The 19,599-nt window shown below is 54.3% G+C and carries 21 protein-coding genes; 11 read left to right on the top strand and 10 right to left on the bottom strand.

What is annotated here, in order from left to right; all coding sequences use genetic code 11:
• The first annotated feature begins 8 nt into the window (after nt 1-8).
• Nucleotides 9-953, top strand: a complete 945-nt coding sequence (locus RW65_RS18860) for an L-lactate dehydrogenase (protein ID WP_039058349.1) — start codon at nt 9-11, stop codon at nt 951-953.
• Nucleotides 954-1,018: 65 nt separating this feature from the next.
• Here the strand turns inward: RW65_RS18860 and RW65_RS18855 are convergent, their stop codons facing one another.
• Nucleotides 1,019-1,810, bottom strand: a complete 792-nt coding sequence (locus tag RW65_RS18855) for a PhzF family phenazine biosynthesis protein (protein WP_039058348.1) — start codon at nt 1,808-1,810, stop codon at nt 1,019-1,021.
• 171 nt (nt 1,811-1,981) lie between these two features.
• Here RW65_RS18855 and RW65_RS18850 point away from each other — a divergent pair, with 171 nt between their 5' ends.
• Complete coding sequence (locus tag RW65_RS18850; RefSeq protein ID WP_039058347.1) at nt 1,982-3,181, top strand: sugar transporter; 1,200 nt, start codon at nt 1,982-1,984, stop codon at nt 3,179-3,181.
• Nucleotides 3,182-3,247: 66 nt separating this feature from the next.
• Here RW65_RS18850 and RW65_RS18845 read toward each other — a convergent pair whose 3' ends face one another.
• On the bottom strand, nt 3,248-3,922 hold the full coding sequence (locus RW65_RS18845) for a MarC family NAAT transporter (RefSeq protein WP_039058346.1): 675 nt from the start codon (nt 3,920-3,922) through the stop codon (nt 3,248-3,250).
• A gap of 241 nt (nt 3,923-4,163) precedes the next feature.
• Between RW65_RS18845 and marR the strand changes: the two genes are divergently transcribed.
• The 3 genes from marR to marB are packed head-to-tail and all read left to right on the top strand — an operon-like array spanning nt 4,164 to nt 5,250.
• Nucleotides 4,164-4,598, top strand: coding sequence for a multiple antibiotic resistance transcriptional regulator MarR (marR, locus tag RW65_RS18840; protein WP_039058345.1), 435 nt, complete (start codon nt 4,164-4,166; stop codon nt 4,596-4,598).
• Between the two features lie 19 nt (nt 4,599-4,617).
• Nucleotides 4,618-4,998, top strand: coding sequence for an MDR efflux pump AcrAB transcriptional activator MarA (gene marA / locus RW65_RS18835; protein ID WP_039058344.1), 381 nt, complete (start codon nt 4,618-4,620; stop codon nt 4,996-4,998).
• A gap of 36 nt (nt 4,999-5,034) precedes the next feature.
• On the top strand, nt 5,035-5,250 hold the full coding sequence (marB, locus tag RW65_RS18830) for a multiple antibiotic resistance protein MarB (protein WP_039058343.1): 216 nt from the start codon (nt 5,035-5,037) through the stop codon (nt 5,248-5,250).
• A gap of 29 nt (nt 5,251-5,279) precedes the next feature.
• Here marB and eamA read toward each other — a convergent pair whose 3' ends face one another.
• Nucleotides 5,280-6,173 (bottom strand): O-acetylserine/cysteine exporter, encoded by an 894-nt coding sequence (gene eamA, locus RW65_RS18825; RefSeq protein ID WP_039058342.1) that lies wholly within the window; start codon nt 6,171-6,173, stop codon nt 5,280-5,282.
• Between the two features lie 195 nt (nt 6,174-6,368).
• On the opposite strand from eamA, the gene ydeE reads away from it, so the two are divergent.
• Entirely contained in the window at nt 6,369-7,553 is a 1,185-nt protein-coding gene (ydeE, locus tag RW65_RS18820) for an efflux MFS transporter YdeE (protein ID WP_039058341.1), read from the top strand.
• 122 nt (nt 7,554-7,675) lie between these two features.
• On the opposite strand, the gene RW65_RS18815 is transcribed toward ydeE, so the two are convergent.
• Nucleotides 7,676-8,779: a cobalamin-independent methionine synthase II family protein gene (locus tag RW65_RS18815; RefSeq protein WP_039058340.1), complete on the bottom strand. Its 1,104-nt coding sequence runs from the start codon at nt 8,777-8,779 to the stop codon at nt 7,676-7,678.
• A 184-nt stretch (nt 8,780-8,963) separates the two neighbouring features.
• Nucleotides 8,964-9,377, bottom strand: coding sequence for a rhodanese-like domain-containing protein (locus RW65_RS18810; RefSeq protein ID WP_039058339.1), 414 nt, complete (start codon nt 9,375-9,377; stop codon nt 8,964-8,966).
• A gap of 67 nt (nt 9,378-9,444) precedes the next feature.
• Between RW65_RS18810 and ftrA the strand changes: the two genes are divergently transcribed.
• Together ftrA and mgtS are read left to right on the top strand one after the other, a co-directional pair.
• Nucleotides 9,445-10,449 (top strand): transcriptional regulator FtrA, encoded by a 1,005-nt coding sequence (gene ftrA, locus RW65_RS18805; protein ID WP_039058338.1) that lies wholly within the window; start codon nt 9,445-9,447, stop codon nt 10,447-10,449.
• A 106-nt stretch (nt 10,450-10,555) separates the two neighbouring features.
• Nucleotides 10,556-10,651: a protein MgtS gene (gene mgtS, locus RW65_RS22785; protein WP_039058337.1), complete on the top strand. Its 96-nt coding sequence runs from the start codon at nt 10,556-10,558 to the stop codon at nt 10,649-10,651.
• Nucleotides 10,652-11,246: 595 nt separating this feature from the next.
• Here the strand turns inward: mgtS and RW65_RS18795 are convergent.
• From RW65_RS18795 to dcp, 3 genes are all read right to left on the bottom strand, one after another.
• Nucleotides 11,247-11,672, bottom strand: coding sequence for a GvpU-like protein (locus tag RW65_RS18795; RefSeq protein ID WP_039058336.1), 426 nt, complete (start codon nt 11,670-11,672; stop codon nt 11,247-11,249).
• Nucleotides 11,673-11,717: 45 nt separating this feature from the next.
• Nucleotides 11,718-11,936, bottom strand: coding sequence for a hypothetical protein (locus RW65_RS18790; protein WP_039058335.1), 219 nt, complete (start codon nt 11,934-11,936; stop codon nt 11,718-11,720).
• Between the two features lie 443 nt (nt 11,937-12,379).
• Entirely contained in the window at nt 12,380-14,425 is a 2,046-nt protein-coding gene (dcp, locus tag RW65_RS18785; protein WP_039058334.1) for a peptidyl-dipeptidase Dcp, read from the bottom strand.
• 183 nt (nt 14,426-14,608) lie between these two features.
• On the opposite strand from dcp, the gene ydfG reads away from it, so the two are divergent.
• The 3 genes from ydfG (at nt 14,609) to ydfZ (ending at nt 16,513) form a co-directional block, all read left to right on the top strand.
• The gene (gene ydfG / locus RW65_RS18780) at nt 14,609-15,358 is read left to right on the top strand and encodes a bifunctional NADP-dependent 3-hydroxy acid dehydrogenase/3-hydroxypropionate dehydrogenase YdfG (RefSeq protein ID WP_039058333.1); all 750 of its coding nucleotides are present in this window, start codon (nt 14,609-14,611) and stop codon (nt 15,356-15,358) included.
• Between the two features lie 89 nt (nt 15,359-15,447).
• On the top strand, nt 15,448-16,134 hold the full coding sequence (locus RW65_RS18775) for a GntR family transcriptional regulator (RefSeq protein WP_039058332.1): 687 nt from the start codon (nt 15,448-15,450) through the stop codon (nt 16,132-16,134).
• A 175-nt stretch (nt 16,135-16,309) separates the two neighbouring features.
• The gene (gene ydfZ, locus RW65_RS18770) at nt 16,310-16,513 is read left to right on the top strand and encodes a putative selenium delivery protein YdfZ (protein ID WP_039058331.1); all 204 of its coding nucleotides are present in this window, start codon (nt 16,310-16,312) and stop codon (nt 16,511-16,513) included.
• 48 nt (nt 16,514-16,561) lie between these two features.
• Here the strand turns inward: ydfZ and RW65_RS18765 are convergent, their stop codons facing one another.
• Entirely contained in the window at nt 16,562-18,025 is a 1,464-nt protein-coding gene (locus RW65_RS18765; protein WP_039058330.1) for a mannitol dehydrogenase family protein, read from the bottom strand.
• A 178-nt stretch (nt 18,026-18,203) separates the two neighbouring features.
• On the bottom strand, nt 18,204-19,577 hold the full coding sequence (locus RW65_RS18760; protein ID WP_039058392.1) for an MFS transporter: 1,374 nt from the start codon (nt 19,575-19,577) through the stop codon (nt 18,204-18,206).
• Between the last annotated feature and the right edge of the window lie 22 nt (nt 19,578-19,599).

Genomic DNA, 19,599 nt, shown 5'->3' with positions numbered 1-19,599 from the left:
GAATATAGATGAATACCAAAGCCCGCAAAGTGATGATCGTCGGCACCGGCAATGTAGGAGCCTCCGCCGCGTACGCCCTGCTTAACCAGAACATTTGCGAAGAGTTGATTCTGGTCGATTTAGATAAGCCACGCGTGGAGGGGCACGCGCAGGATCTGGCGGATGCCGCAGCGTATCTGCCCGGCATGATGACCATTTCTACCCGGTCGGTCGACGCCTGCGCGGATGTGGATATTGCGGTGATCACCGTTTCCGGCGGCGCGTTAAAACCGGGACAAACCCGTCTCGATGAGCTGAATAACACCGCGCGTATTGTTAAAAACATCGTGCCGGTGATGATGGCGAACGGCTTTAACGGTATTTTTCTGGTGGCGACCAACCCCTGCGACATCATTACCTGGCAGGTGTGGAAACTCTCCGGGCTGCCGCGCAACCAGGTGATTGGCACCGGTGTCTGGCTGGATACCACCCGTTTACGCCGCGTGCTGGCGCAGGCGCTGGAGATTGGCGCGCAAAGTATTGATGCCTTTATTCTCGGCGAGCATGGCGACTCTCAATTTCCGGTGTGGTCGCATTCGTCGGTCTACGGTTCGCCAATTGTGGATGTTTATCAGCGCAAAACCGGCGAGCGGCTGGATGTCGATGCGCTGGCGGAAAAGGTGCGCCGCCACGGCTTCGAAATTTTCGCCCGTAAAGGCTGTACCGAGTACGGTATTGCCGGCACCATTGCCGAGATTTGCCGCAATATTTTTACCGGTAGCCACCGTGCGCTGGCGATCTCCTGCATTCTCGACGGCGAGTATGGCGCGCACGACGTCGCTATTGGCGTACCGGCGGTGCTGGCGCAAAGCGGGGTACAGCAGATTATCGAATTACAGCTGGAAGCGGACGAAGTGGCGAAATTCAACCACTCCGTGTCGGTGATCAAAAGCAATATTGCCCGGCTGCCATAATTTTTAACCTTAACGTCGCTGGCCGGGTTAGTTGCGGCCAGCGGATTGCCGCCAGGCTACAGGCGCTAACGTAAATAGACTTTGCCCAGCAGATAGAGCGTCGCCTGCCCGCCAATAAGGACTCTGTCGCCACGCCATTCGCAGCGCAATACACCGCCTCGGGCAGAGACCTGACGCGCCTGCATCGTCTTTTTAGCCAGTTTTTCACCCCAGTAAGGGATCAGCATGCTGTGGGTTGAACCGGTGACCGGATCTTCTGCTACCCCTTCACCGGGGCAGAAAAAGCGGCTGACAAAATCGTCATTATCGCCGGGCGCGGTCACGCAGACCATTTTGCCAAGGGGCAGTATCGCCGGGATATCCGGGGTTAAGCTTTCCACCTGGACTTGATTCTCCAGCACCACCAGGTAATCCCGCGCCACACGCACCTCTTTAGCGCTATCGATGCCCAGCGCGCTGAATAACCCTTCCGGCGGGGCGTTAACGGCCTCACTTTGCCATGCCGGGAAATCCAGCGTCAGCCAGTCGCCATTCCGGCTGACCTTAAGATCGCCGACAAAACGGGTGGTAAAAAGAATGTCCGTCTGGGGGTAATCGAGATACTCAAAGATGACATGCGCGGCGGCAAGGGTCGCGTGACCGCAGAGGTTTATTTCATATTGCGTAGTGAACCAGCGCAGTTCAAACCCGCTATCGTTACGCACAAAGAAGGCTGTTTCGGACTGATTATGCTGCTGCGCCATTTGCTGCAGCACAGCATCCGGCAACCACTCGGTTAAAGGACAAACAGCCGCGGCATTGCCGCCAAAGGTACGATCGCTAAAGGCGTCGACCAGATAGAAATCGATGGTTTGCATAGTCGTTCCTCTTGTTATTTGTCTTATGTTTCTGCGGGTTATTCAACCCTGATGCAACAGCTATTTCCCCTGACGCGCAAAAATGAGATCTGCATCACAAAATGTTTGTATTTTCGCCGGTGATGGCATTAAGATCGTCCGCTCTTCTTATTACCAACCAACCCAAAACCTATGACTACACATACCGTTTCACGAAAAGTCGCGTGGCTGCGGGTGGTGACGCTTGCGGTCGCCGCCTTTATTTTTAATACCACCGAATTCGTGCCTGTGGGCTTGCTGTCGGATATCGCACAGAGTTTCGACATGGAAACCGCTCAGGTGGGGATCATGCTGACTATCTATGCCTGGGTTGTGGCGTTACTGTCATTGCCCTTTATGCTGCTGACCAGCCAGATTGAACGGCGGAAATTGCTGATTGCCCTCTTTGTGCTGTTTATTGCCAGCCACGTGCTGTCATTTTTGGCCTGGAGCTTTGAGGTGCTGGTGATTAGCCGCATCGGTATTGCTTTCGCCCACGCCATTTTCTGGTCGATTACCGCCTCTCTGGCGATTCGCCTCGCCCCCGCCGGAAAGCGCGCGCAAGCCTTAAGCCTGCTGGCGACCGGCACGGCGCTGGCAATGGTGCTCGGGCTGCCAATTGGCCGCATCGTCGGGCAATATTTCGGCTGGCGAAGCACCTTCTTTGCTATCGGTATGGGTGCGCTGATGACGCTGGTGTGCCTGGTTAAACTGCTGCCGCCGCTGCCGAGCGAGCACTCGGGTTCGCTGAAAAGTCTGCCGCTGCTGTTTCGTCGCCCGGCGCTGCTGTGCATCTATTTACTGACGGCAGTAGTAGTGACGGCTCATTACAGCGCTTACAGCTATATTGAACCCTTTGTGCAAAACGTCGCCGGTTTTAGCGCTAATTTTGCCACTCTGCTGCTGTTAGTGCTGGGCGGCGCGGGAATTATTGGCAGTGTCCTGTTCGGCAAGCTAGGTAATCAGCACGCCTCAGGCCTTATCTGTAGCGCCATCGGTTTGCTGGTTATTTCGCTGGTCATGCTGTTGCCCGCCTCCGGTAGCGAAATGCACCTTGCGCTACTGAGCGTGGTCTGGGGTATTGCGATTATGGTTATTGGCCTTGGAATGCAGGTCAAAGTGCTGGCGCTGGCACCGGATGCCACCGACGTGGCGATGTCGCTGTTCTCCGGCATCTTTAATATTGGAATCGGCGCGGGCGCGCTGGTAGGAAATCAGATCAGCCTGCACTGGTCGATGGATGCCATCGGCTATGCCGGGGCGATCCCGGCCCTGGTGGCGCTGGTATGGGCAGTGGTGATTTTCCGCCGCTGGCCGGTAAAACTGGAAGAGCAGACCCCCAGCCATATTTAAATCAATGCATTAACGGGCGGTTAATCCGCCCGTTTTCGTCAACAGCAAGCAGGAAAAATGAGGCTATCAGGCAGTAGGATGCCAGGTGGTGATAATTTCCAGCACGCCGTTAATGATAAACTGCACGCCCATGCAGACCAGCAGAAACCCCATCAACCGTGAAATCGCCTCGATACCGCCCTTGCCTACCAGTCGCATAATCGCGCCGGAGCTGCGCAGGCAGGCCCACAGAATCACCGCCACGGCGGCAAAAATAAGCGGCGGCGCGACGGTAATCACCCATTGAGGAAATTCGATGCCGTGGCGCACGGTCGAGGCGGAGCTGATGATCATAGCGATGGTGCCCGGCCCGGCGGTGCTCGGCATTGCCAGTGGGACAAAGGCGATATTCGCCCCCGGTTCATCTTCCAGCTCTTCCGACTTGGTTTTGGCTTCCGGCGAATCATGGGGTTTTTGCTGTGGAAACAGCATGCGAAAGCCGATAAACGCCACAATCAGGCCACCGGCAATGCGCAACCCCGGAATAGAGATGCCAAAGGTATTCATGACCACCTGGCCCGCGTAGTACGCCACCAGCATAATAATGAAGACATATACCGAGGCCATGCGCGCCTGCTGATTACGCTGGGCGCTGTTCATATTCCCCGCGAGGCCTAAAAACAGCGCCACGGTGGTTAACGGGTTCGCAAGGGGCAGCAGGACCACCAGCCCGAGGCCGATAGCTTTAAATAATTCCACCATCTGATAGTCACTCCGTGTGAAGACAAAACCTCGCCATTATAGCGTTAACAGCGTCGTCTGGCATGCCCCGGAGGGCTACGCACCTTTTTAGTTATTTAATTATCAACCGTTTATGCCGGTGTTTTTTTCACCATCTGAAACGTTTTAGCAAATAGTGGCATCGAGGGATTCATTCGGTTGACTTATATTTGCCTGAGCAATAATATCTGCCGTGACTAATCTACTTGCCGGGGCAACCATTGTGAAAAGCACGAATGATCTTTTTAACGACATCATTCCTCTTGGCCGCTTAATTCACATGGTTAACCAAAAAAAAGATCGTTTACTCAACGACTATCTGTCGCCGCTGGATATCACCGCCACCCAGTTTAAGGTGCTCTGCTCTATCCGCTGCCAGGTATGTATTACCCCGGTGGAACTGAAAAAAGTGCTTTCTGTCGATCTGGGCGCGCTGACCCGTATGCTGGACAGGCTGGTGTGCAAAGGCTGGATCGACCGCAACCCTAATCCGAATGACAAGCGCGGCGTACTGGTGCAGCTCACTGACGAAGGCGCGGCGCTGTGTGAGCAATGTCATCTTTTGGTAGGGCAAAACCTGCATCAAGAATTAACTAAAAACTTAACGGCAGAAGAAGTGGCAACCCTTGAGCATTTGCTCAAGAAAATCTTGCCTTAAAAAACAAAGAGGTATGACGATGTCCAGACGCAATACTGACGCTATTACCATTCATAGCATTTTGGACTGGATCGAGGACAACCTGGAATCGCCGCTGTCGCTGGAGAAAGTGTCAGAGCGTTCCGGTTACTCCAAGTGGCACCTGCAAAGAATGTTCAAAAAAGAGACCGGTCACTCGCTGGGCCAGTACATTCGTAGCCGCAAGCTGACGGAAATTGCGCAAAAATTGAAAGGAAGCAATGAACCGATCCTGTATCTGGCGGAGCGTTATGGGTTTGAATCACAGCAGACCTTAACGCGAACGTTTAAGAACTATTTTGACGTGCCGCCGCATAAGTTCCGCGTAACGGATATTCCGGCCGAATCCCGGTATCTCCACCCGCTGAACCACGCTTGTTAATTAATCGCCTTAAGTAAAAGACGTATCGAGGAAAGTATGAAACGTATCGCCTGTGCCGCAGTCACCTTAATGGTGCTGTTTTCCGGCCAGAGTTATGCGGAGTTAGTGAATCATCCCGCACCGCAAAGTAGCCGTGCCACGATGATTTTACCCACGGCCCAACAGGCATCGCCTTTTGATTTCAACCATATGGGCGTGGGTAGTGATAAATCCGACTCGCTGGGCGTGCCCTATTATCACCAGCGCAGCTAATGTTTTGCCCCGCACCGTGCGGGGCTTTTTTATGCCCGTAGCGAACGACGCAGCCGTAAGCCAAACACGTTAATGTATAAGCCCGCCATCACCAGTACCGCACCCGCCAGCTGTAACGCCGACAGGGTTTCGCCCAGCAGCAGCGCGGCGCTCGCCATACCGACCACCGGCACCAGCAGCGATAAGGGTGCCACGCGCCAGGTTTCATAGCGTCCCAGCAGCGTCCCCCAGATTCCATAGCCGAGTATGGTGGCGATAAACGCCAGATAGACCAGCGACAGCAGCGTAACGGTATCGATTCTGACCAGGCTTTGCAGCATTACTGCCGGACCATCGAAGATAAGCGAGGCCAGTAAAAACGGGACAATCGGAATCAGCGCGCTCCATACCACCAGCGACATCACTGCCGGGCGCGATGGGTGCTGCATAATTTTCTTATTGAAGATATTGCCACAGGCCCAGCTAAATGCCCCCGCCAGCGTCAGCATAAAACCCAACAGCGGCACATGCTGACCGTTGAGGCTGGATTCGATCAGCACCAGTACGCCGACTACCGCCAGGGTAATGCCGATAAATTGTTTGCGCTGCAGACGCTCACCGAACACGCCGGCACCGAGAATAATGGTGAAAAAAGCCTGCGCCTGTAACACCAGCGAGGCCAGCCCTGCCGGCATACCAAATTTAATGGCACAGAAGAGAAAGGCGAACTGACCAAAGCTGATGGTCAGCCCATACCCCAGCAGGAGCCGCAGCGGTACTTTGGGGCGGGCAACAAAGAGGATTGCTGGACAGGCGACCAGCACAAAGCGTAATCCAGCCAGCATTAATGGCGGCATATCGTGCAGACCCACTTTAATCACCACGAAATTTAGCCCCCAGGCCACTACTACCAGCATCGCCAGCAGGACATCTTTACGCGTCATTCTCCGCCTCGGTATTTGTTTAACTTTTGTAAAAAATTTACGTTATCTTAAAAACTCGCCCAGCGACAGATCATTAATTCAGGTAGGCCTGTTTGCGCATTTTGGGACAAAACGGCGGTTGTCGCGCGCACTTTATGCATGTTAAAGCTGTATACATCACAAAAACATATAACAACTGGCATAGCGGACAGGTTAATGGCCCATAAACAAACGCGTTCCATCATCGCATTACTGGCATCTTCACTTTTACTGACAATTGGGCGCGGCGCGACGCTGCCTTTTATGACGATTTACCTTAATCGCCAATATGGAATGGCCGTTGATCAGGTTGGTTATGCTATGACCCTGGCGCTGACTGTTGGTGTGGTATTCAGCCTTGGCTTCGGCTTGCTGGCGGATAAATTCGATAAAAAGCGCTATATGCTGCTGGCGATCGTGGCCTTTATCATTGGGTTCGCCGCGATTCCCCTCTCTCATCATGCAGGCCTCGTGGTGCTGTTTTTCGCCATTATTAACTGTGCCTATTCAGTTTTTTCCACGGTGCTGAAAGCCTATTTTGCCGATACGCTGACGCCGGCGGCAAAAGCGAAAATTTTCTCCCTCAACTACACCTTTTTGAATATTGGCTGGACCGTCGGCCCGCCGCTCGGCACGCTGCTGGTGATGCAAAGCATTAATTTGCCGTTCTGGCTGGCGGCGGTTTGCGCCGCGTTTCCACTGGTGTTTATCCAGCTGTATGTGCAGCGCATCGCCGTCGGCGCGGGTAACGATCCGGCCGCCGCGTGGTCGCCTTCGGTGTTGCTGAAAGACAAAGCGCTGGGCTGGTTTACGGCGTCAAACTTTCTGGCGTCTTTCGTCGCCGGCTCGTTTGCCTCCTGCCTGTCACAATATGTCATGACGGTCGCCAGCAGCGATTTTGCCGAACGCGTGGTGGCGGTAGTTCTTCCGGTCAATGCCGCGATTGTGGTGACGCTGCAATATGCGGTGGGCCGTATGCTGAACGCCAGCAACCTGCGTCCGCTGATGGCGTTTGGCACCGTGAGTTTTGTTATTGGGCTGATGGGCTTTATGGTGTCAGGGGATAATCTGTGGCTGTGGGGGCTTTCCGCCGCGGTGTTTACCTTAGGCGAAGTGATCTTTGCGCCTGGCGAGTACCTGCTGATTGACCATATCGCACCGCCGGGGATGAAAGCGAGTTACTTTTCCGCCCAGGCGCTGGGCTGGCTGGGCGCGGCGATGAACCCACTGCTTACCGGGGTGATCCTCACTACGTTGCCGCCGATATCGCTGTTTATTATCCTGATGGTAACGATTATTATCGCCTGGCTGATGATGCTCAAAGGGATGCAGGTAAAGCCCTGGGGCGCGGTGCCGGTGTAATCCTCTTACTCAGCAGACGAGTGTCTTGCGCAGCTCATTGCGGCGAAAAAGAGGCCGCAACCTGTGCGTTGCGGCCTGGTATAATAATGTTCCCATCAGACCTTATGTATTGCGCGGCGCGGTTACCACACTTGTTCAGCGATAGTGGTTACCAGCCGCACTTTGTCCCACTGCTGGGCGGGCGTCAGGGTATTGCCCTCTTCCGTTGAGGCAAAACCGCACTGCGGGCTAAGGCAAATCTGGTTGATATCGACAAACTTCGCCGCTTCCTCGATACGCGCTTTTACCCCTTCAGGATTCTCCAGCTCGCCGTTTTTGGTGGTGATAAGCCCCAGCACCACCTGCTGTTTACCCGGACGGACGAAACGCAGCGGCGCAAAGTCACCGGAACGATCGTTGTCATATTCGAGGAAAAACGCGTCAACATTGACGCTACCGAACAGCACTTCCGCTACCGGCTCGTAGCCGCCTTCGGAGATCCAGGTTGAACGGAAGTTACCGCGGCATACATGCAGACCGACGGTAAGATCCTCGGGTTTGTCCGCCAGCGCCTGATTGATAACCCGGGCATAAATGCGCGCCAGTTCATCCGGATCGTCACCACGTTCACGAATTTGGCGGCGCTGCTCGTCGGAGCAGAGATAGGCCCAGACCGTATCGTCCAGCTGCAGATAGCGGCAGCCGGCGGCATAAAAGGCGTGGATTGCATCGCGCCAGGTCGTCGCCAGATCGTTAAAATAATCATCTAAATGCGGGTAGACAGCGGCATCAATATCTTTACGACCGCCGCGGAAATGCAGCACGCTTGGGCTGGGGATAGTCATCTTGGGCTGTGCAGTGCCGCTAATGCTTTTCAGATAACGAAAATCTTCCAGCATCGGATGATTGCCGAAGCCCAGCTTACCCGTAACGCGCACACCGTGGGCTTTGGTTTGTACACCATTAAACTGAATACCTTTTTCGGCATCGTAGCGCTCCACGCCTTGTAGCCCATCAAAAAAGTCAAAATGCCACCAGGCGCGGCGGAACTCACCGTCGGTCACCACATGCAGACCGCAGGCACACTGCTGCTCAACCACCTGACGAATCGCTTCATCTTCAACGCTACGGAGTTGATGAGCACTAATTTCTCCCTGGGCAAACTGCTGACGCGCCTGTTTGATGATATCCGGGCGTAAGAAACTGCCGACTACGTCTGCACGGAACGGGGCCTGATGTCGCTGCATGGAACTCTCCTCCTGCGCCGGGGCAGATGATTGCCCGGCGTGATAATTCATTATTTGAATTTTTAGACTTCTGGATGTCTAAATGTCCAAACAAAATGGCACAGTGGAAGGGTTGTCGCAAACGAGAAAATTTCACGGCACATGAAAAAAATTCATTTACGCGCCGTGAAGTTGAAAGAAATGCTTACAGGGTTGTCGCGTTTTCGCGTGTCGCGAAGGGATAACCTTCATCTTCCCAGCCGGTGATGCCGCCAGGCATAATTTTTACGGACAGCCCCAGACGCGCCAGCTTCAGCGCCGCGCGGTCGGCACCGTTGCAATGCGGCCCGGCGCAATAAACCACAAACAGCGTATCGGCCGGCCACTGGGCCATCCGTTCTGCCGTAATCAAGCTATGGGGCAAATGCAGCGCGCCTGGCAGGTGACGACGAGCAAACGTCTCCGGGCTGCCGACCACATGCAGTAACACAAAATCCTGCTGGTTGTGGGTCATAGCATGATGGACATCGGCACAGTCGGTTTCCAGGCGCAGGCGGTGTAAAAAATGGCTAACGGCATCTTCAGGTGCAGCTGCCGGGATTTCGGTTACATAGCTCATCGTCTTTTCTCCTTGTTTGTGTTAACACTAATTTAACTAACACAGGACAACCACGCTGCCCCCTTCTATGCCAGATAACACCAGGATAATGACAACTTTACGACATTCCCCTGCCCGTCACCGCGTCGTCGCGCTGGCCTATGATGGGCTGTGTACTTTTGAATTTGGCGTTGCGGTGGAAATTTTCGGTTTACCGCGCCCGGAACTGGGGGATAACTGGTACACCTTTGCCGTCGCCGCCGTGGATGAGGGCGAACTGCGCGCGACGGGCGGCATCCGCATTATGACGGAGGGCGGGCTGGAACTTCTGGCGCAGGCAGATACCATTGTGGTACCCGGCTGGCGCGGTGCGAATACAACTGTCCCCCCGGCGCTTTGCGCAGCGCTGCATGATGCCTGGCAGCGCGGCTGTCGGATTATCTCTATCTGTTCCGGGGTGTTTGTGCTGGCGGCAGCCGGTTTGCTTAACGGCCGCAAAGCCACCACCCACTGGCGCTATACGACGATGCTGCGCGAGGCGTATCCGGCGGTTGTCGTGCTGGAGGATGCGCTCTATTACGATGAGGGCAATGTGATGACCTCGGCGGGCAGCGCGGCGGGCATTGATTTATGTCTACATGTGGTGCGCGAAGATTTTGGTATTGAAGTGGCGAATAATGTCGCCCGGCGTCTGGTGGTACAACCGCACCGGGACGGCTCGCAAACCCAGCAGCTTTCAAGGCCGGTCGCCCGCACGCGTGAAAGCCAGAGGCTGGGACAGCTGTTCGATTTTCTGCATCTGCATTTAGCCGAGCATCACACTGTCGCCTCGCTGGCGCAGCAAACAGGAATGAGCCCACGCACTTTTTTACGCCGCTTCGAGGAATCAACCGGCACCACGCCCGCGCGCTGGTTATTACAGGCCCGTTTGCGACGTGCGGAAGAATTACTGATCCATTCACCCATGCGCATTGAGCTGATTGCCGCACAGAGCGGCTTCGCCACCGCCGCCTCCCTGCGCCATCACTTTCAGCAGCAACGCGGCGTTTCTCCTGCGGCGTACCGCAAAAAACACAGCGTACCGGCGAAATAATACAAACCATTCATCCTTTATTGAGGTTGCACGGGCTATCTTTCTTCACAGCAACTAAAAAATTTATTCAGGAGATCTACGTGGGTTAATTAAATGGAGAGTTAAGATGCTGGCAAATATGTATGTTTTTATAACTGTACTGGGTGTGATAGTTTTTTTTGGGTTCCTTGCTGCTTATTTCAGCCACAAATGGGATGACTGATGAACGTTGATAATCCCCCGCCGATATGGCCCCTTGCGCAACCACGTAAGGGGCCTTTTCTTTTTGGGTGTGCTGTCCAAATGCCAAAAAAAAACCGCCCTTAAAAGGCGGTCAATGCTTGCATGGATAAATCAATATTGTTCTACGTCCAAACGCTTGCTAGTGCTTCGTGGACAGGGACGTATGTTAACAATGCCTTCCTAAATAAAATCTAAACGTGCGGATAAACTTTGCGCAACAGCCAATTATGTAATGGATTACATCGAAACGTTTTGCTGGTAACAAAATGCTTTTGCTATTGAAATTACAGACGATATATCTTTCCGGGCAAAAAGTTTGTGTTAACGTCTGATTTCCACTTCACCGGCGGGAGGGGATATCCCCAACATCAAATTCACGTGCCCGGTTTGCAACAACAACAAGTTTTTATTTACCACTTTCTCGCCAGGCCAACATTTACCCCACGGGGCAATTTGCTCGTTGTGTGGCACAAGAATGACGGTGAGATCCTGTCTTCCGGAAGCACGAAGAAGGCGCTGGCCTAAAAGCGTTTTATAGAAAGGGCCTCTGGCGAGGCCCTTATGAAAATCATTATTCAGGCGTTTTTCGCTTTCCCTAAAGAGAACCCGCTCACCTTGGCAATATGCACGCGCAATATAGTGCCTTTGACGCTTGTCCATCCGCCATTACCCGTCATCCACGACGGATCTTTAATATGCAAATAGTGCAGAGGAATATCGTGTCCCTCTTCCACGCGATAATCATTCGCCAGACCGTCAAAGAAAAGCGCGATGGAGTTTTTCAGATCTCCATCACCCTCAATCGAGCGGATTGATTTGGCGGTATATAACGCATATTCCTGACCGGACACCAGCTCACCGGCAACAACCTGCCCACCGACCACCAGCGTAACCACCATCCCCGCACCAAGGTTAGCGCAGGAAACCAGATGCGATAATGCGCTATCCTGGGTGCTAACGGTGGGCGCGGCGGCGTCTGAAAGGTTATGTTCATTTTCCATTGGCATCTCCGAATACGGCAAAAACCGCCCGCAGGCGGTGAATGATCAATAGAATTTACGGATGGCTTGTTCCGTTTCCTGCTGGCTTACCAGGTCAGAAAAGCGGGCAACGAGGAAGGTTTCACCGTCGAGCTCCCATGGCTCAATAGGAATTTCAAGAAACGAGCTCTGCTCATTTTTCAACGTGACCGATTTAGCATCATCTTCCACGGTCACGTTTTCAACCTTACCACCGGCGCGTATTACCACTACATTTTTGGTCATGTCGGTTACCTCTGTTGCAAAATAGCCTTCGACATTAACACAGCCACTTACTGAATGCCTGCGCAATGCCACGTAAAGTTAAGCTGTAAAAGGAGATCTTTTAATCTGGCTTACCGGAAGGGATTACGCTACGTGAGGAAATGTGAAGTGGCCCGCATTTTCACAACGAAAACGGGTTAAAACAGCGCCTTAAGCGGCAGCATTTTAAGAAAAAAGCCAGAGGCCTGGACAACAACAGGCCTCTGGCCGAGCGAGCTACGGTGATGCCGGGTGCCTCCCGGTGAGTCTGCGCCAGCCCGCAGAACCCGCTTTCACCCCAAAAAGGTATGACTGGTAGCCCCTCCGCGCAGGGGGATTCATCACCATCTTCTACGTTATTTGTCGCGATCCGGGAGGTCAATGACCCTACGGGTTATGTAACTTTTTAAAGCAGTTCTCGCCGCTTAATCGCTTAGCCCACGGTTTTTCAACATCGGTTCGATACGCGGATCGTGACCGCGCCACTGGCGATACAGCGCCGACAGATCCTCGCTGTTACCGCGGGACAAAATGGCCTCGCGAAAACGCTGTCCGTTCTCGCGCGTCAAACCGCCCTGTTCGACAAACCATTGGTATCCGTCATCAGCCAGCATTTGCGTCCACAGATAAGCATAATAACCTGCCGCATAGCCGCCGCCGAAGATATGGGCGAAATAGCTGCTGCGATAGCGCGGCGGGACGGCGGGCAAATCAAGGTGCTCTTTACGCAACGCCTCAGCCTCGAAACTATCAACATCGCTGATGGTTGTATCTGCGGCGAGCGTATGCCAGTTCATATCCAGCAGCGCGGCGCTGAGCAGTTCCGTCATGTCGTACCCTTTATTGAACTGCGTGGCGCGCAACATTTTCTCGCGCAGCGCGTCCGGCATCGGTTCGCCGCTTTGGTAATGGTGCGCATAGTGGGCGAAGACCTGCGGCTGGCTGGCCCAGTGTTCGTTAATCTGCGAGGGGAACTCGACAAAGTCGCGCGGGGTATTAGTGCCGGAAAGGCTGGCATAACGCTGGCTGGCAAACAGCCCATGCAGCGTATGACCAAACTCGTGGAACAGTGTTATCACATCATCCCAGGAGAGCAGCGCCGTCTGTCCGGCTACGGGTTGCTGAAAATTGCAGACGTTATAAATCACCGGTTGCGTGCCATTCAGGGTGGACTGCTCAATGAAGTTGCCCATCCAGGCGCCGCCGCTTTTCGAATCGCGAGCAAAAAAATCACCGTAATAGAGCGCCAGACCTGCGCCATTGGCATCAAAAATCTCCCAAACGCGCACATCTTGTTGATAGACCGGAATATCAAATCGCTCCTTGAAATGAAGACCAAACAGCTCGCTCGCCGCCCAAAAGACGCCATTGGTCAGCACATTATCCAGCGCGAAGTAGGGTTTGATTTGCGATTCATCCAGCGAATATTTGGCCCGTCGCACCTGTTCGGCATAAAACGCCCAGTCCCAGGGCCGGGCGCTAAAATCCCCCTGCTGCGCGTCGATAAGCTGTTGGATATCTGCCAGTTCACGTTCCGCACGAGCGCGGGCGGCGGGGGCGATATGGCGCATAAAGTCCAGCGCCGCCTGCGGTGTTCCCGCCATCTGATCGGCGATGGTCCAGCTGGCGAAATCGTCAAAACCGATAAGCTGTGCCTGTTTTGCGCGTAACTGTACCAACCGCAACACAATCGCGCGGGTGTCGTTGACGTCGTTATGCTCGGTGCGCAACCAACTGGCCATAAACAGCTTTTCACGCGTCTGGCGTGAGCGTAGCGCCGCCAGCGCTGGTTGCTGGGTGGTATTTTGCAGCGTTAGTAGCCAGCGGTTATCCAGCCCTTTCGCCTTCGCCGCCTCGGCGGCGGCAGCAATGTCGTCGGCGCTTAACCCCTCAAGCTGCTGCACATTATCGACCACCAGCCCCCCCGCTTTATCAGCCGCTAATAAACGCTGATTAAACTGGCTGGTTAAGGTCGCCGCTTCGGTATTCAGTGCTTTCAGCGTGGCTTTATCCTCTGCGCTCAGCGTCGCCCCCGCCAGTACAAAGCGCTGATGGGTTTTCTCCAGCAGACGCCGGGATTCTGCATCCAGCCCCAGAGTTTCTCGCTGTTGCCATACCGCATCCACACGGGCAAATAGCGCATCATTGAGATAGATATCGTTCGCCAGTTCGGCGAGTTCAGTGGAAATCGCCTCCTCCAGCTGTTGCAGGAAATTATTGGTATGGGCGGAGGTCATGGCAAAAAAGACGCTGCTGACGCGGGTGAGCAGCGCACCGCTTTGTTCCAGCGCCAGTAGCGTATTAGTAAAATCCGCCGCGGCGGGATTTTCTATAATAGCGGCGATCTCGGCGCGTTTTTGCCGTATCCCCTCATCAAACGCCGGACGGTAGTCGTCCTCGGTAATGGCATCGAAGGGCGGCGCCTGATAAGGCAACGTGCTGGCAGAAAAGAAGGGATTGGTGACCGACATTTTTTACTCCTGTCCAGGGTGATTCTTTTCAGAGTAGGCATCCGTCGCGCGCATCGCAATCCTTTCTCTACTTACGCGAAGGCGGCATTTTTTTGCCACACTTTAATACGCCTACGTTGTGTTACCGCTTTTAGCGGTGCATGCTAGGGTATTACTCCACAAAAAGCGTTGAGGAACAGTGAGATGATAATTTTGGTTACCGGGGCAACCGCAGGGTTTGGCGAAGGCATTACCCGACGTTTTATTCAAAATGGCCATAAAGTGATTGCGACAGGTCGCCGTCAGGAGCGTTTACAGGAGCTCAAGGATGAACTGGGCGATAACCTCTATACGGCGCAGTTAGACGTGCGCAACCGCGCGGCAATTGAAGAGTTTATTACCGCCCTGCCTGCCGCGTGGCGCGAGATTGATGTGCTGGTCAATAATGCCGGGCTGGCATTGGGTATGGAACCCGCGCATAAAGCCAATGTTGAAGACTGGGAAACCATGATCGACACCAACAACAAAGGCCTGGTGTATATGACCCGTGCCGTTCTGCCGGGGATGGTTGAGCGTAACCGCGGCCACGTGATTAATATCGGTTCCACCGCCGGCAGTTGGCCCTATGCGGGCGGCAATGTCTACGGCGCCAGTAAAGCTTTTGTACGCCAGTTTAGCCTCAATTTACGCACTGATTTGAGCGGTACCGCCGTGCGCGTGACCAATATCGAGCCGGGGCTGGTAGGCGGCACCGAGTTCTCGAATGTGCGTTTTAAAGGCGATGATGCCAAAGCGGGTAAAACCTACGAAAACACCCAGCCGCTGACGCCAGAAGATGTGACGGAAGCGGTGTGGTGGGTCGCCACGTTACCGAAGCATGTCAACATCAATAGCCTCGAAATGATGCCCGTCAGCCAGACCTACGCCGGACTTAGTGTCCATCGCGAAGGCTAATGAACCCGCCCGGCCTGCGGGCCGGGTATGGGATGTGGGCTAATTTAATGGTATGGTAGCCCGGTTAACCCTTTAAAAAGTAAGAGCGAATGGCCGCTGAAACGCAACTCAACCCTACACAGCCAGTAAATCAACAAATTTACCGCATTTTACGACGTGATATTGTCCATTGCCTGATCCCACCGGGCACGCCGCTGTCGGAAAAAGAGGTGTCGGTGCGGTTTGACGTTTCACGCCAGCCGGTGCGCGAAGCTTTTATCAAACTGGCTGAAAACGGCCTGATTCAGATCCGTCCGCAGCGCGGCAGCTACGTTAACAAAATCTCCATGACCCAGGTGCGGAACGGCTGTTTTGTACGCCAGGCCATCGAATGCGCTGTCGCCCGCCGCGCGGCGTCCATGATTGACGATAGCGCCTGCTATCAGCTGGAACAAAACCTCAATCAGCAGCGCACGGCGATTGAACGTAAGCAGCTGAATGATTTTTTCGAACTCGATGATAACTTTCACCAGAAGCTGGCGCTGATCGCCGACTGTCAGCTGGCGTGGGATACCATTGAAAATATCAAAGCCACCATCGACCGCGTGCGCTATATGAGCCTTGATCATGTTTCGCCGCCGGAGATGTTGCTGCGCCAGCATATGGATATTTTCAGCGCGCTGGAAAAGCGCGATGCGGACGCCGTTGACCGCGCAATGACCCTGCATTTGCAGGAGATTAGTGAGTCGGTGAAAACCATCCGCCAGGAGAATCGCGACTGGTTTAGCGAAGAGTAACGCCTCCTTTCCCCTCCTTATCCGCATTCGATCGCACTTTTTTCCTGCTAAAAAAGTGTGATTTTGATCAAAAACAAAAACTCATCGCCTCAGAGGCGTATTTATAGGGTCGTCCATTTTCGGGGACATCTTCTGCCCCGGTTTGTTTTTGCGGATTTTTTAAGGAGAAACCACCATGATGACTTATGATCGTAACCGTAACGCTATCACCACCGGCACGCGCGTGATGATTAATGGCACCGGCCGTATCGGCAAAATCGTCGCCATTCACACAGAAGGTTTAGACCCTGCGCAAGTGCGCCGCAGTAAAACGGTGGAAGTGGAAGGCTGTGAAGGGAAATTCGAACCGGTTGAACTGATTCGTCTGGGCCTGCACTGAGTGGGAGTAAGAATGCCGCCAGCGCGGCATTCTTCGTTTTATCCGGGGTTAAAGCGCTGCGGCGTACTGCGCCACCGTCGCTTTCGCGCCCTTTTCCAGCAGCGTCAAATAGGCTTTTTGCACTTCAGTTACAAAGCGCGCCTCTTTCGGCAGTTCATTACCGAAAATCGCCTCGATCCCCAGCAGTGCCTGCACACGCCCTTCGCCTTCTGCGCTGGTGTTAACCGCGTGTTGAATCACCGCCAGCAGCGGATCGCATACCTCGATCGCCTGCCCCTGTTCGTCCACGCCGCCGACATAGCGCATCCATCCGGCAATACCCAGCGCCAGCAGAGAGAAGTGACTTTGATGGGCTAAATGCCAGCGCACAGAATCCAGCATACGCTGCGGCAGCTTCTGGCTCCCGTCCATGGCGATTTGCCAGGTACGGTGGCGCAACGCCGGGTTGCTGTAGCGCGCAATCAGCAGATCGGCATAATGCGCCAAATCCACGCCCTGCACTTTCAGCGTCGGGGCTTGTTCTTTCAGCATTAAGCCGTGGGCGGCACGACGATAATTATCATCCTCCATGCACTCGTTAATATGCTGATAACCAGCCAGATAGCCGAGATACGCCAGGAAGGAGTGACTGCCGTTGAGCATCCGCAGTTTCATCTCTTCAAACGGCACCACATCCGCTACCAGCTCCGCGCCCGCTTTTTCCCACGCCGGACGACCGGCGACAAAGTTATCTTCTATCACCCACTGGCGGAACGGTTCGCAGGCGACACCCGCCGGATCGCGAACGCCGGTCAGCTGTTCAATTTTATCCAGCGTGTCCGCCGTTACCGCCGGAACAATGCGGTCCACCATAGTTGACGGGAAGGTCACGTTGGCCTCGATCCACGCGCCCAGTTGCGCATCGACCGCCCGTGCATAAGCGCAGACCACATTGCGCGTGACATGGCCGTTTTCCGGCATATTGTCACAGGACATCACGCTGAACGGCGCTAAACCTGCCGCTTTACGACGCGCCAGCGCTTCAACGATCACGCCTGCCGCCGATTTCGGCTGCTGCGGATTTTGCAGGTCGCCGACAATTAACGGATGCTCGAGCATCAGTTGGCCCGTCGCCGGTGAGTGGCAATAGCCTTTTTCGGTAATGGTCAGCGAAACAATCGCCACCTGCGGTTCACACATGGCGGCCAGCACCGTTTCCAGACCATCTACCTGCGCATGCAACGCGCGGCGGGCCACGCCAACTACGCGCGCGGTCCATGCGTCGGCGGACATTTCCGCCACCGTGTACAGGTTATCCTGCTGCTTGAGATCGGCAATTTGTTGTTCACCGCCAATCAGATTGACCTCGCAATAACCCCAGTCACTATGATGATCGGCCGCGAGAATATCGGCATACACCGACTGATGGGCGCGATGGAAGGCACCAAAACCGAGGTGCACAATGCGCACCGCAAGCTGACTGCGGTCGTAAGTGGGTAACGTGGCTTTCGCCGTTAACAACCTGTTTTCCATGGTGGGACTCTTCTTATTAAGTGAAACAGTGGTTCAATAGATTACGGGCTGTCGCAAACCAGACTATGATTTGCGACAGTATTTGCTGACTACACCAACTAGAATGGTAACCAAATATGTCGAATAACTGTGACTTCAACGGGTATTTATGCGTCCCATCCAGGCCCGTCTGGTGAGGCTAAGGCGTCTGATGGGAGGCCAGCGGTTGGCGGTTAACCTGCGTTTCTGCGGCATCTTCAAGAATATTCAGATCGCGGTCGCGCACTTCCGGCATCAGCAGCGCCGAGATCAGGCCAATCACTGAATAGGCAATCAGCATGGCGACGATAGGCCACCAGGATCCGGTCATATTACAGAAGATCCCCGCCAGCACCGGGCCGAAACCTACCGCCACCAGCCCACCCGTCTCTTTTGAGATAGCCATGCGCGTAAAGCGGTTTCGTGAACCAAACATCTCCGCCATAGTGATATTTTCCAGCGCGAACAGCCCCAGTACGGCCACGTTATGAATCACGATAATCGACAGCATGATAACGCCGGGGCTGTAACTCTTATCGACGATTACCGCTATCATGGGATACGCGATGATCATCGACGAAATACACAGGCAGATATAGGGCAAACGGCGACCCACCTTGTCTGACAGCCACCCCAGCAGCGGAATGGTAATAAAACCAATAATCGAACTTATCATCAGTGCATCGGTGGGAATGCGTTTTTCAAACAGCAGCGTCTGCACCAGATACCCGGCAAGAAAGGTCTGAATCAAACCGGAATTTCCCGCCTGGCCAAACCGCAGCCCGGTCGCCAGCCAGAAGGATTTACTGCGAAACATCGCGCCGAGGCCCGTTTCATTTCCGTTCGTCGCCGGCGGTTGCGCACCTTCATGAACCTGCTCGAACACCGGACTCTCTTTCAGATTCATACGCAGCCAGATGGCGAACAACATTACGACCACGCTTGCGATAAACGGTACGCGCCAGCCCCAGTCCAGCAGCGCTTCACGATCGAGAGCGAAGAACATCACCGCCCAGATTGCGGTGGCGCTAAGGGTGCCGCAGTTGGTGCCCATCGCCACCAGCGAAGAGATAATGCCGCGCTTGCCTTTAGGCGCATACTCCGCGAGCATGGTGCCGGCACCGGATATTTCCGCACCGGCCCCCAGCCCCTGAATAATACGTAGCGTCACCAGTAGCACCGGCGCGAAAATACCAATTTGCGCGTAGGTCGGTAAGAAACCGATGAGCGTCGTACAGATGCCCATCATAGTAATGGTGATAAACAGGACTTTTTTACGCCCCAGACGGTCGCCCATTTTACCAAAGAAAAACGCGCCGATAATGCGCGCTACGTAGCCTGCGCCGTAGGTGCCCATGGCGAGGATCAGCGCCATCGCAGCGGATTGTTCCGGGAAGAAAATCTCATGGAACACCAGCGCCGCGCCGAGTGAGTAAAGCTGAAAATCCATAAATTCCAGAGCCGTACCCAGCCAGCCGGATACCGCCGCTTTAACCAGATCCGAGGTCGTTCTTTCTGCTTTTACTTGCGTCATAATGGCTATCTCGAAAAAAGAA

It is taken from the genome of Enterobacter sp. Bisph1, from assembly GCF_000814905.1.
Lineage (GTDB): Bacteria > Pseudomonadota > Gammaproteobacteria > Enterobacterales > Enterobacteriaceae > Kosakonia.
This window is presented reverse-complemented; position numbering and strand designations above follow the sequence as displayed.